10 protein-coding genes are annotated in these 13040 nt (G+C 58.8%); 1 reads left to right on the top strand and 9 read right to left on the bottom strand.

The window, feature by feature from the left end:
* Positions 1 to 7 precede the first annotated feature (7 nt).
* Complete coding sequence (gene ftsH, locus AC1D19_RS10740) at positions 8 to 1918, bottom strand: ATP-dependent zinc metalloprotease FtsH (RefSeq protein WP_057398827.1); 1911 nt, start codon at positions 1916 to 1918, stop codon at positions 8 to 10.
* Between the two features lie 199 nt (positions 1919 to 2117).
* A complete protein-coding gene (rlmE, locus tag AC1D19_RS10735; protein WP_429368067.1) occupies positions 2118 to 2750 on the bottom strand; it encodes a 23S rRNA (uridine(2552)-2'-O)-methyltransferase RlmE in 633 nt (210 codons plus the stop codon).
* Positions 2751 to 2855: 105 nt separating this feature from the next.
* Here rlmE and AC1D19_RS10730 point away from each other — a divergent pair, with 105 nt between their 5' ends.
* On the top strand, positions 2856 to 3164 hold the full coding sequence (locus AC1D19_RS10730; RefSeq protein WP_007942889.1) for a YhbY family RNA-binding protein: 309 nt from the start codon (positions 2856 to 2858) through the stop codon (positions 3162 to 3164).
* Between the two features lie 9 nt (positions 3165 to 3173).
* Here the strand turns inward: AC1D19_RS10730 and AC1D19_RS10725 are convergent, their stop codons facing one another.
* The 7 genes from AC1D19_RS10725 to dnaK all read right to left on the bottom strand — a co-directional run bounded on the left by AC1D19_RS10725 (position 3174) and on the right by dnaK (position 12973).
* Positions 3174 to 3578 carry an MFS transporter gene (locus AC1D19_RS10725; protein WP_477763332.1) on the bottom strand — a complete coding sequence of 135 codons (405 nt, stop codon included), beginning with the start codon at positions 3576 to 3578 and terminating at the stop codon, positions 3174 to 3176.
* 28 nt (positions 3579 to 3606) lie between these two features.
* Positions 3607 to 4083, bottom strand: coding sequence for a transcription elongation factor GreA (gene greA, locus AC1D19_RS10720; RefSeq protein ID WP_108218328.1), 477 nt, complete (start codon positions 4081 to 4083; stop codon positions 3607 to 3609).
* A gap of 2 nt (positions 4084 to 4085) precedes the next feature.
* Positions 4086 to 7307 carry a carbamoyl-phosphate synthase large subunit gene (gene carB, locus AC1D19_RS10715; RefSeq protein WP_477752815.1) on the bottom strand — a complete coding sequence of 1074 codons (3222 nt, stop codon included), beginning with the start codon at positions 7305 to 7307 and terminating at the stop codon, positions 4086 to 4088.
* Positions 7308 to 7425: 118 nt separating this feature from the next.
* The gene (gene carA / locus AC1D19_RS10710; RefSeq protein WP_046038697.1) at positions 7426 to 8562 is read right to left on the bottom strand and encodes a glutamine-hydrolyzing carbamoyl-phosphate synthase small subunit; all 1137 of its coding nucleotides are present in this window, start codon (positions 8560 to 8562) and stop codon (positions 7426 to 7428) included.
* 259 nt (positions 8563 to 8821) lie between these two features.
* Entirely contained in the window at positions 8822 to 9625 is an 804-nt protein-coding gene (gene dapB, locus AC1D19_RS10705; protein WP_057716481.1) for a 4-hydroxy-tetrahydrodipicolinate reductase, read from the bottom strand.
* 10 nt (positions 9626 to 9635) lie between these two features.
* Positions 9636 to 10760, bottom strand: coding sequence for a molecular chaperone DnaJ (dnaJ, locus tag AC1D19_RS10700; protein ID WP_477763180.1), 1125 nt, complete (start codon positions 10758 to 10760; stop codon positions 9636 to 9638).
* Between the two features lie 296 nt (positions 10761 to 11056).
* On the bottom strand, positions 11057 to 12973 hold the full coding sequence (gene dnaK / locus AC1D19_RS10695) for a molecular chaperone DnaK (RefSeq protein WP_477763179.1): 1917 nt from the start codon (positions 12971 to 12973) through the stop codon (positions 11057 to 11059).
* Between the last annotated feature and the right edge of the window lie 67 nt (positions 12974 to 13040).

The following is a 13040-nucleotide window of genomic DNA, read 5'->3' as shown; positions in this document are numbered from 1 at the left end:
TCAAACCTTATACGTCAGCAGCAGGACCGCCAATCGGTGTTTCCGGACGCTCATCCTGCACCACCGGAGGGGTGCCGGAAGTACCCGTGCCACCCGACCAATCGCGCGGCTCGCGAGGCGTACGACCCGCCATGATGTCGTCGATCTGCTCGGCATCGATTGTCTCGTACTTCATCAAGGCATCGGCCATCGCATCGAGCTTGTCACGGTTGTCCGTGAGAATCTGCTTCGCCGTGCCATAGCACTGATCGATGATGCTGCGCACTTCGGAGTCGATCAGCTTGGCTGTCTCACCGGAGAAACTTGCATTCTGACCACCGCCGCCGCGACCGAGGAATACCTCACCCTCTTCTTCGGCATACATCAACGGACCGAGTTTTTCCGAAAGACCCCACTTGGTCACCATATTCCGCGCAATCTGGCTGGCGCGCATGATGTCGTTGGAGGCACCGGTGGTCACGCCATCGAAGCCCAGGGTCATTTCTTCAGCGATACGACCGCCGTACAGCGAGCAGATCTGGCTGATCAACGCACGCTTGGACAGGCTGTAACGATCTTCTTCCGGCAGGAACATGGTTACACCCAGCGCACGACCGCGCGGGATGATCGACACCTTGTACACCGGATCATGCTCAGGTACGACGCGACCAACAATGGCGTGGCCGGCTTCGTGATAAGCGGTGTTCTGCTTTTCTTTCTCGGACATGACCATGGATTTGCGCTCGGCGCCCATCATGATCTTGTCTTTGGCCAGTTCGAACTCTTTCATTTCGACGATGCGCTTGCCGGCACGGGCAGCGAACAACGATGCCTCGTTCACCAGATTGGCCAGGTCAGCACCGGAGAAGCCTGGAGTACCACGAGCGATCACGGCCGGAGCAACGTCGTCGCCCATTGGCACTTTGCGCATGTGAACCTTGAGAATCTGTTCGCGACCACGGATGTCCGGCAGCCCCACAACAACCTGACGGTCGAAACGGCCTGGACGCAGCAACGCAGGGTCCAGTACATCAGGACGGTTGGTTGCGGCGATCACGATGATGCCGTCATTCATTTCAAAGCCGTCCATCTCGACCAGCAACTGGTTGAGAGTCTGCTCGCGCTCGTCGTGACCACCACCCATGCCGGCACCACGATGGCGACCGACCGCATCGATTTCGTCGATGAAGATGATGCATGGAGCGTGCTTCTTGGCCTGTTCGAACATGTCGCGAACACGGCTGGCACCGACACCGACGAACATTTCGACGAAGTCGGAACCGGAAATGGTGAAGAACGGCACTTTGGCTTCGCCGGCAATCGCCTTGGCAATCAAGGTTTTACCGGTACCTGGAGGACCAACCATCAGCACGCCGCGAGGAATGCGGCCACCCAGGCGCTGGAACTTGCCCGGATCGCGCAGGAACTCGACCAACTCACCGACTTCTTCCTTGGCTTCGTCGCAACCGGCAACGTCAGCCAGGGTAGTTTTCACCTGATCCTCAGAGAGCAGGCGCGCCTTGCTTTTACCGAAGCTCATCGGCCCGCCCTTGCCACCGGCACCGCCCTGCATCTGCCGCATGAAGAACATGAACACAGCGATGATCACAAGGATCGGGAAGCTGGCGACCAGAAGTTGAGTCCAGATGCTTTGCTGTTCAGGCTGCTTGCCTTCGACCACGACGTGGTTATCCACCAGGTCACCGATCAGGCCGTTGTCCTGGATCGCCGGGCGAATGGTCTTGAAGCTGTCGCCATCGTTGCGCTTGCCGGTAATCACGTAGCCATCAACCGCCACGCGTTCGACCTTGCCATCCTTGACCTGCTGGATGAAGTCGGAATAGTTGAGGGTCTGCGGCTCGTTAGGGCTGGAGAAGTTGTTCATCACCGTCACCAGGACAGCCGCGATGATCAACCACAGGATCAGATTCTTTGCCATATCGTTCAATTAACTACCCTCTGAAGCAAGCTCCGCTACTGGCGCGCGCTTCGCATGATATTCACCGGCCTAACTTACTACATTACCTACAACTTGGCAGGCGCCGTCTGTAACCCTTTGTGAAACACTTCCTACACAATATTCGCTAATTCTGACAAGGCGTAATACAAAAATCCTATCACCTCGATCGAAAATTCACTCATTCCTCACTGCGTCCGCGGAAACCGCGGCCCAGCAGGTACTGCTCGCGAGAACGGTCGCGCGACGAGGTCGGTTTGCGCATCTGCACCTTCTCGAACTGCTGGCGAACGCTCTTGTGGAATTCGTCGAAGCCTTCGCCCTGGAAGATCTTGATCAAAAAATCACCACCGGGCTTGAGCACCCGCGTCGAAAGATCCAGTGCCAACTCGCACAGGAACATCGCTCGCGGCATGTCCACGGCCGGTAATCCACTCATATTGGGGGCCATGTCGGAAATCACAAGGTCTACTTCCTTATTTCCGACGGCATCGAGGATCTGAGCCAGCACGGCATCCTCGGTAAAGTCGCCCTGAATGAAGGTCACGTCCGGGATACTGTCCATTTCCAGAATGTCAGAAGCGATCAGTGTCCCCTGCCCACCAATCAGACGACTGGTCACCTGGGACCACCCACCGGGGGCCGCACCAAGGTCGATTACGCTCATGCCCGGGCGGATCAGACGGTCCTTTTCCTGGATCTCCAGCAGTTTGTAGCTGGCGCGGGAACGGTACCCGTCTTTTTGTGCCATTTTGACGAATGGGTCGTTGAAATGTTCTTTCAGCCAGTTAAGGCTTGTCTTGGAACGGGCCACGGGATACCTCGGAAATAAAACGGGTCGTGATTAACTGGGCGGTCCCGGACTCGCTCGGGTAAACTGGCCGCCGCTTTTTACAAGATCAGACGCAGGGGTCAGATTATGCCGCTCACTCAAGAGCAGAAGAAACAGTACAAATCCATTGGCCACCATCTGAAACCGGTTTTGATTGTGGCAGACAATGGTTTGACTGAAGGTGTGTTAGCCGAACTCGAACGCGCATTGGCGGATCACGAGCTGATCAAGATCAAGCTCAACATCCTCGATCGCGAATCGCGCCTGGCGTCCATTGCAGAGCTCTGCAAGGTCGGCAAAGCGGATCTGGTTCAGGTCATCGGCAAGATGGCACTGATCTACCGCAAGAACTTCAGCGTCAACAAGCAGCTGTCGAACGTCCATCGCTTCAAGTGATGACAAGGGTCAAGGGTGTGCTTCGCGCACCCTGCCACTCCCTCCCGGCACCGGCTCCAACACCAGCACCAGCCCGGAAAAACCCAGAACAAGATAGCTGAACGCCTGCCAACGCACGGCATCCGGCCAGCCGAAACGCACCGCGAAGTACATCGCGCACGCATACAGCGCCATCAACAGCAGTTTCCCGCGAATATCCCGCCATAGACTGACAAGGCCCTCGGTCTTTATCAGCACCAAAGCCTGAAAAATCAAACACGCCGTGGCGAATCCCACTACCAACGTAATGAGCGTGCCTGCGATTTCGTCGATCAGCAGCGGCGCCAGGCCAATTCGCCCCAGCACCGGCAACAGACCAATTTGCAACAGCCACAAGCCGCCGACCCACAACACCTGGGTCAGCTGCCAAAGCATGGCGCCCGCACGAAACGGGCGCCGATCTTCAGATGTGGCGAACTTCGACAATCTCGTACTCGATAACGCCGCCAGGCGTTTTGACTGCAACCACATCACCCTCTTCCTTGGCAATCAAGGCGCGAGCCAGTGGCGAGCCGACCGAAATCTTGCCGAGTTTGAAGTCAGCCTCATCCTCACCCACGATGTGGTAAGTGACGCGCTCATCCGTCTCGACGTTGGCGATTTCAACGGTGGTGCCGAAAATCACTTTGCCGGTGTGCGGAATGCTCGTGACATCAATGATGACCTGATTCTGAATCCGGCCTTCGATATCACGGATCCGCGCCTCGACCATACCCTGCTGCTCGCGGGCAGCGTGGTATTCGGCGTTTTCCTTCAAGTCACCCAACTCGCGGGCCGTACCGATGTCCTGGCTGAGCTTCGGACGAACGACCTTGGTCAGGTGAGTGTGCTCTTCTTCCAGGGCGCGAGCGCCCTGAACGGTCATTGGGTACTTCGTTATGCTCATGCCTTCAATCCTGCGTGTAGATCCTGCAAGCGGCGCACGGTCTTCTCGGGACCGAACTTCAGCGCTTCACAGATGGCTTCGCCAGCAGCAATGGTGGTGGTGCAGTAAATCTTGTGCTGCAGGGCATTACGACGAATGGAGTACGAATCAGCGATCGACTGACGCCCTTCGGTGGTGTTGATGATCAGCGTGACTTCGTCATTCTTGATCATGTCGACCACGTGCGGACGACCTTCGGTCACCTTGTTCACGCGGCGCACTTTCAGGCCTGCCGCTTCGATCAGCTTGGCAGTACCGGCGGTGGCGACCACTTCGAAGCCCAAGTTGATCAGATCACGGGCCACGCCCGCAACCAGTGGCTTGTCGTCGTCACGTACGCTGATGAACGCAGTACCACCGGTCGGCAGCACTTCGCTGGCACCCATCTGGGCCTTGGCGAACGCTTCACCGAAGGTGTCGCCCACGCCCATCACTTCACCGGTGGACTTCATCTCTGGGCCGAGGATCGGGTCAACGCCAGGGAATTTGGCGAACGGGAACACCGCCTCTTTCACGCTGTAGAAGTTCGGGATGATTTCCTTGGTGAAGCCGATTTCCTTCAAGGTCTTACCGGCCATGACGCGAGCCGCGATCATTGCCAGGGAAACACCGATGCACTTGGACACGAACGGCACAGTACGGGAAGCACGCGGATTGACTTCGATGACGTAGATGTCGTCGCCTTGCAGCGCCAACTGTACGTTCATCAGGCCGATCACGCCGAGCTCCAGGGCCATTTTCTTGACCTGTTCGCGCATCTCGTCCTGGATGTGCGCCGGCAGCGAGTACGGCGGCAGCGAGCATGCGGAGTCACCGGAGTGAACGCCAGCCTGCTCGATGTGCTGCATGATCGCGCCGATCACCACATCTTTACCGTCGCAGACCGCATCCACGTCCATTTCGATGGCGCAGTTGAGGAAGTGGTCCAGCAGCACCGGGCTGTCGTTGGACACTTGAACCGCTTCACGCAGGTAGCGCTTGAGTTCTTCTTCTTCGTAGACGATTTCCATCGCACGACCGCCCAGTACGTAGGACGGGCGCACCACCAGCGGGTAACCGATCTTGGCGGCGGCACGAATCGCTTCGTCTTCGCTGCGCACGGTGGCGTTTGGCGGCTGACGCAGGTTCAGGCGCTGGACCATCTGCTGGAAGCGCTCACGGTCTTCGGCGCGGTCGATTGCATCAGGGCTGGTGCCGATGATCGGCACGCCGGCGGCTTCCAGGGCACGCGCCAGTTTCAGCGGAGTCTGGCCGCCGTACTGGACGATCACGCCTTTCGGCTTCTCGACGCGGACGATTTCCAGCACGTCTTCCAGGGTCACTGGTTCGAAGTACAGGCGATCGGAAGTGTCGTAGTCAGTGGAAACGGTTTCCGGGTTGCAGTTGACCATGATGGTCTCGTAGCCGTCATCGCGCAGGGCCAGTGCCGCGTGTACGCAGCAGTAGTCGAACTCGATGCCTTGGCCGATGCGGTTAGGACCGCCACCCAGGATCATGATCTTGTCACGACCCGATGGCGCCGCTTCGCACTCTTCCTCGTACGTCGAGTACAGGTAAGCAGTATCGGTGGCGAACTCGGCAGCGCAGGTGTCGACGCGCTTGTAGACCGGGAAGATTTCCAGTTTGTGACGGTGAGCACGCAGGCTCTTCTCGGTCACACCCAGCAATTTGGCCAGGCGCATATCGGAGAAGCCTTTGCGCTTGAGGCGGAACATCAGATCGCGGTCGATGCTGGTCAGACCCAGGGTCTTGACCTTCTCTTCTTCCTTGATCAGGTCTTCCATCTGCACCAGGAACCAAGGGTCGATCATGGTCATGCCGAAGATGTCTTCGACGGTCATGCCGGCGCGCATTGCGTCCGCCACGTACCAGATACGCTCGGCACCCGGCACGGTCAGCTCGCGCTTGAGTACGCTCATGCTTTCCGGGTTGGCCAGATCAACCTTCTCGTCCAGACCGCAAACGCCCACTTCCAGACCGCGCAGGGCTTTCTGCAGGGATTCCTGGAAGGTACGGCCGATGGCCATGACTTCACCCACCGACTTCATCTGAGTGGTCAGGCGCGCGTCAGCCTTGGGGAACTTCTCGAAAGCGAAACGTGGCAGCTTGGTGACAACGTAGTCGATGGACGGCTCGAAGGACGCCGGTGTCTTGCCGCCGGTGATGTCGTTCGACAGTTCGTCGAGGGTGTAGCCTACAGCCAGCTTGGCCGCGACCTTGGCGATCGGGAAGCCGGTGGCTTTCGAAGCCAGTGCCGAGGAACGGGATACACGCGGGTTCATCTCGATCACGACCATGCGGCCGGTGTTCGGGCAGATACCGAACTGAACGTTGGAACCGCCGGTTTCCACGCCGATCTCGCGCAGTACCGCCAGGGAGGCGTTACGCAGGATCTGGTATTCCTTGTCGGTCAGGGTCTGTGCCGGAGCCACGGTGATCGAGTCACCGGTGTGCACGCCCATCGGGTCGAAGTTTTCGATGGAGCAGACGATGATGCAGTTGTCCTTCTTATCGCGGACAACCTCCATCTCATACTCTTTCCAGCCGATCAGCGATTCGTCGATCAGCAGTTCCTTGGTTGGCGACAGGTCCAGACCACGGGCGCAGATTTCTTCGAACTCTTCACGGTTGTAAGCGATACCGCCACCGGTGCCGCCCATGGTGAAGGACGGACGGATGATGCACGGGAAGCCGAGCTTCTCGAGGACCGCATTGGCCTCTTCCATGCTGTGGGCGATACCGGAACGCGGGCACGCCAGGCCGATGGATTTCATCGCCTTGTCGAAACGCGAACGGTCTTCAGCCTTGTCGATGGTGTCGGCGTTGGCACCGATCATCTCTACGCCGAACTTCTCCAGAACGCCTTCGCGCTCCAGGTCCAGGGCGCAGTTCAGGGCGGTCTGGCCACCCATGGTCGGCAGCAGCGCGTCCGGACGCTCTTTCTCGATGATCTTGGCAACGGTCTGCCACTTGATCGGCTCGATGTAGGTGGCGTCGGCCATGGCCGGGTCGGTCATGATGGTGGCCGGGTTGGAGTTCACCAGGATGACGCGGTAACCCTCCTCGCGCAGGGCTTTACAGGCCTGGGCGCCGGAGTAGTCGAATTCACAGGCCTGGCCGATCACGATCGGGCCAGCGCCAAGAATCAGGATGCTTTTAATGTCTGTACGTTTTGGCATGGGTTTGTCACTCAAATCCGCAGGTCAGTCGGCAAGCCGTCTTGTTCAATCTCTGAAGCCTTGAGGGGGCCGCCGGTGTCGGGACCACCCTCAAGCTTCGCTACATCAGGGCCAGCGATCAGCGTCGCTTTGCCATCTCGGTGATGAAGCGATCGAACAATGGCGCTACGTCGTTCGGGCCAGGGCTGGCTTCCGGGTGACCCTGGAAGCTGAAGGCGCTCTTGTCGGTACGCTCGATACCTTGCAGGGTGCCGTCGAACAGCGATTTGTGAATCGCGCGGACGTTGGCTGGCAGGGTCGCTTCGTCTACCGCAAAACCGTGGTTCTGGCTGGTGATCATCACTACGCCGCTGTCCAGGTCCTGGACGGGGTGGTTGGCACCGTGGTGGCCGTGACCCATTTTCAGGGTCTTGGCGCCGGAGGCCAGGGCCAGCAGTTGGTGACCGAGGCAGATACCGAAGACCGGAATCTCGGTTTCCAGCACGTCCTTGATCGCCTGGATCGCGTAGTCGCAAGGCTCCGGATCACCAGGGCCATTGGACAGGAACACGCCGTCCGGCTTCAGTGCCAGCACATCGGCAGCAGGCGTTTGTGCAGGCACGACGGTCACGCGGCAACCGCGCTCGACCAGCATGCGCAGGATGTTCACCTTGACGCCGTAGTCGTAGGCAACCACGTGGTACGGCAGCTCGGAGGCTTCGATGGTTGCGTGGCTGTCGGTTTTCAGATCCCAGACAGTCGAGCGCCACTCGTAGCTTTCCTTGGTGCTGACGACTTTCGCCAGGTCCATGCCCTTGAGGCCAGGGAAACCCTGGGCGGCGGCGATGGCGGCGGCTTCGGAAATGTTGTCGCCAGCCATGATGCAGCCGTTCTGCGCGCCTTTTTCACGCAGGATGCGTGTCAGGCGGCGGGTGTCGATACCGGCGATGGCCACAACGTTGTTGGCCTTCAGGTAGTCGGACAGGGACATCGTGTTACGCCAGTTGCTCGCCACCAGTGGCAGGTCACGGATGACCAGGCCGGCAGACCAGACGCGGTTGGACTCGGCGTCTTCCGGCGTGGTGCCGGTGTTGCCGATGTGCGGGTAAGTCAGGGTAACGATCTGTTGGGCGTAGGAAGGATCGGTAAGGATTTCCTGATAGCCGGTCATTGCGGTGTTGAACACCACCTCACCAACGGTTTGACCGTCGGCTCCAATGGCTTCGCCGCGAAAAATGCTGCCATCAGCAAGGGCGAGTATGGCTGGCTTAGTCAAGAAGACCTCCCGTAAATAAAGCCTGAAAGGGCGATCGCAGGTTGTAAAAAAGCGGAGTGACGTATGGACACGTCACCCCGCTTCTTCACTGAATTATTCTGCGCGCTTTTAGTGGACACACTAAAGCTGTAGCTTACAGAAAAAGGCCTTTTTGGTCTACCGCAAATGAGCCTTAAAGGCTGGAGAATGCGACAGGACGTCGCTTGGCAGAACAAAACCGGGCTCAAACGCTGTGCGCGAGCCCGATTTCGGGTGCATCTTAACGCAGATCGAGCACGTCTTGCATGTCGTAAAGGCCAGGCTCGCGCCCGTCCAGCCACAATGCAGCACGCACCGCACCCTTGGCGAACGTCATGCGACTGGACGCCTTGTGAGTGATCTCGACACGCTCGCCGTCGGCGGCGAACAGCACAGTGTGATCACCGACGATGTCGCCGGCACGCACCGTGGCGAAACCGATGGTTTCACGATCACGAGCGCCGGTCTGACCTTCACGACCATACACCGCCACCTTTTTCAGATCGCGGCCCAACGCATCGGCAATCACCTCGCCCATGCGCACGGCAGTGCCGGACGGCGCATCGACTTTATGCCGATGGTGAGCTTCGGTGATTTCGATGTCGACATCGTCGCCCAATACGCGAGCTGCCGTGTCGAGCAACTTCAGGCACAGGTTGACCCCGACACTGAAGTTGGCCGCGAAGACAATCGGAATGTCCTTGCCCGCTTCCGCCAGCAACTGCTTTTCTTCAACGCTGAAACCGGTGGTACCGATGATCATGGCCTTGCCGTGCTTACGGCAGAAAGCCAGGTTCTTCAAGGTCACCGTCGGGTGAGTGAAGTCGATCAGCACGTCGAACTCGTCGACCACCCGATCCAGATCACCGGACAGAGGCACACCGATACGACCCAGTGCAGCCAGCTCACCGGCATCCGCACCGACCAACGTGCTGTCGGGACGATCCACCGCCGCCGTCAGACCGGCGCCCGGAGTTTGCTGCACGGCTTCAATCAGGGTCTTGCCCATGCGCCCGGCGGCGCCCATCACTGCAATACGTCGCATGCCTGTCTCCTTACAAATCGCCGAAGAAGCGCTTCACGCCTTCGAACCAACCGGTGGTTTTTGGCGAATGGCTGTTGTCATCCGCCAGCGAACTACGGAATTCCTCGAGCATTTCACGCTGGCGACGGCTCAGGTTGACCGGAGTCTCGACCGCCACGCGGCACATCAAGTCGCCAGCACCACCGCCACGCACCGGCGCAACGCCCTTGCCACGCACACGGAACTGTTTGCCGGTCTGAGTCCCCTCAGGGACCTTCAGCTTGACCCTGCCATCAAGGGTCGGAATCTCCAGCTCGCCACCCAGCGCCGCATCGACGAAGCTGATCGGCACTTCGCAGAACAGGTGTTTGCCATCGCGCTGGAAAATCGAGTGCTCGCGCACATTGATCACCACGTACAGGTCGCCTGTCGGGCCACCATGAGCGCCCGCCTCGCCTTCGCCGGACAGACGAATGCGGTCACCGGTATCGACACCGGCCGGCACTTTCACCGACAGGGTCTTGTACTCTTCGACACGACCTTCGCCGTGGCAGGAATCGCACGGATCGGAAATGATCTTGCCCTGGCCATGGCAACGCGGGCAGGTCTGCTGCACCGAGAAGAAGCCTTGCTGCATGCGCACCTGACCGATACCGCCGCAAGTCGGGCAGGTCACCGGCGAAGAACCTTTCTTGGCCCCGGCGCCGTCGCAAGGCTTGCAGTTGACCAGCGTCGGAACGCGGATATTCACGGTCGTACCGCGCACCGCCTCTTCGAGGTCCAGTTCCAGGGTGTAGCGCAAGTCACTGCCGCGCTGAGCGCCACCACGGGAACCGCCGCGACCGCCACCGAAGAAATCACTGAAGACATCGCCAAAGATGTCGGAGAAGTTCTGACCGCCGAAACCGGCACCGCCGCCACCCATGCTCGGGTCGACACCGGCATGGCCGTACTGGTCGTATGCCGCGCGCTTGCTGGAGTCGGACAGCACTTCGTAGGCCTCGTTGGCCTCCTTGAACATATCTTCCGACGCCTTGTCATCGGGATTACGGTCCGGGTGGTGCTTCATCGCCAGGCGACGGTAGGCCTTTTTCAGGTCCGCTTCGCTTGAGCCACGCTCAACACCCAACACTTCGTAATAGTCACGCTTTGCCATAAGTCTTTGCACTCTTGAGGACGTCCGACAAAACCCTCCTGAGTTTGCCGAACTCGTTGAGCCCCAATACAGGCCCGGACCCAACTCACGTCAATTCAACGATCCTGGTCTTTGTTTCAAATTGGCACTTACAGCTCGGAAAGCAGGAGCATTCCCGGCCATGCCAGCAGCACGCGAACGCTGTCGCATGCTGTAAAAATTCGCGTATTCCAGATACGCCAACGCGGGAGCAAGCTCCCGCGCGGCGACATCCTACCAGTCACCGCCTGAAGGCAGTCAACCGGCCGACCAACAACTTACTTGTGGTCTTTGACTTCTTCGAACTCGGCGTCGACAACGTCGTCAGCCTTTTCCGCCTTGTCGTCGTGCGGTGCCGCGCCTTCAGCAGGCTGAGCCTGTTCGGCGTACATCTTCTGCGCCACTGGAGCGGAGACTTTCGACAGCTCTTCAACCTTGGCGTCGATAGCAGCCTTGTCGTCGCCTTTGACGGCGGCTTCCAGGGCAACTACGGCCGCTTCGATTGCAGTCTTCTCTTCAGCGGTCACTTTATCGCCGGCATCGGCAACCATTTTGCGCGTCGAGTGAACCAGTGCATCACCCTGGTTACGGGCAGCGGCCAGCTCTTCGAACTTGCGGTCTTCCTCGGCGTTCGCCTCGGCATCACGCACCATGCGCTCGATTTCCTCGTCGGACAGACCGGAGTTAGCCTTGATCACGATCGACTGAGTCTTGCCGGTAGCCTTGTCCTTCGCACCTACGTGCAGGATGCCGTTGGCGTCGATGTCGAAGGTCACTTCGATCTGCGGCACACCACGTGGAGCCGGTGGAATGTCGGCCAGGTCGAACTTGCCCAAGGACTTGTTCTGTGCGGCTTGCTTACGCTCGCCCTGCAGCACGTGAATGGTCACGGCGCCCTGGTTGTCATCGGCAGTCGAGAACACTTGCGATTTCTTGGTAGGAATCGTGGTGTTTTTCTCGATCAGCGCGGTCATCACGCCACCCATGGTTTCGATACCCAGGGTCAGCGGGCTGACGTCGAGCAGCAGAACGTCTTTCACGTCACCGGCCAGTACCGCGCCCTGGATAGCAGCACCCATGGCAACCGCTTCGTCCGGGTTGACGTCTTTACGAGCTTCTTTACCGAAGAACTCGGTTACCAGCTTCTGAACCAGCGGCATACGGGTCTGACCGCCCACCAGGATCACGTCGTTGATCGCGCCAACGTCGATACCGGCATCTTTCATTGCGATGCGGCAAGGTTCGATGGTGCGCTGAACCAGGTCTTCCACCAGCGCTTCGAGCTTGGCGCGGGAGATCTTCACGTTCAGGTGCTTTGGACCGGTGGCGTCTGCAGTGATGTACGGCAGGTTCACGTCGGTCGACTGGCTCGAGGACAGCTCGATCTTGGCTTTTTCAGCGGCTTCTTTCAGGCGCTGCATGGCCAGCGGGTCGCCCTTGAGGTTCATGCCGCTTTCTTTCTTGAATTCGTCGACGAGGTAGTCGATCAGACGGATGTCAAAGTCTTCACCGCCCAGGAACGTGTCACCGTTGGTGGCCAATACTTCGAACTGGTGCTCGCCATCGACTTCAGCGATCTCGATCACGGAAACGTCGAAAGTACCACCGCCCAAGTCGTAAACGATCACGGTGTGATCGCCCTTCGCCTTGTCCATACCGTAAGCCAGAGCAGCTGCGGTTGGTTCGTTGATGATACGTTTTACGTCCAGACCGGCGATGCGGCCGGCGTCCTTGGTGGCTTGACGCTGGCTGTCGTTGAAGTAGGCCGGAACGGTGATCACCGCTTCAGTCACAGTCTCGCCGAGGTAGTCTTCGGCGGTCTTCTTCATTTTCTTCAGGATTTCAGCCGAGATTTGTGGCGGTGCCATTTTCTGGCCGTTCACTTCAACCCAGGCGTCGCTGTTGTCAGCCTTGACGATCTTGTAAGGGACCATCTGAATGTCTTTCTGCACGACTTCTTCGTCGAAACGACGACCGATCAGACGCTTCACCGCATACAGGGTGTTATGCGGATTGGTCACAGCCTGACGCTTGGCCGATTGGCCAACCAGAATTTCGCCATCGTTGGCGTAAGCGATGATCGACGGCGTGGTACGCGCGCCTTCAGCGTTTTCAATAACTTTTGCCTTGCCGTTTTCCAGCACGGAGACGCAGGAGTTGGTAGTCCCCAGGTCGATACCGATAATTTTGCCCATGTTCACTCTCCCGAAACTTTGGATTTGGTTGCCGCAGCAGTGGTGGCTAACTGCGGTAGCACTTAAA

This window comes from Pseudomonas sp. P1_C12, assembly GCF_056406435.1.
Note: the sequence above shows the minus strand (reverse complement) of the source record. Positions and strands in the feature narration are given on the sequence as shown.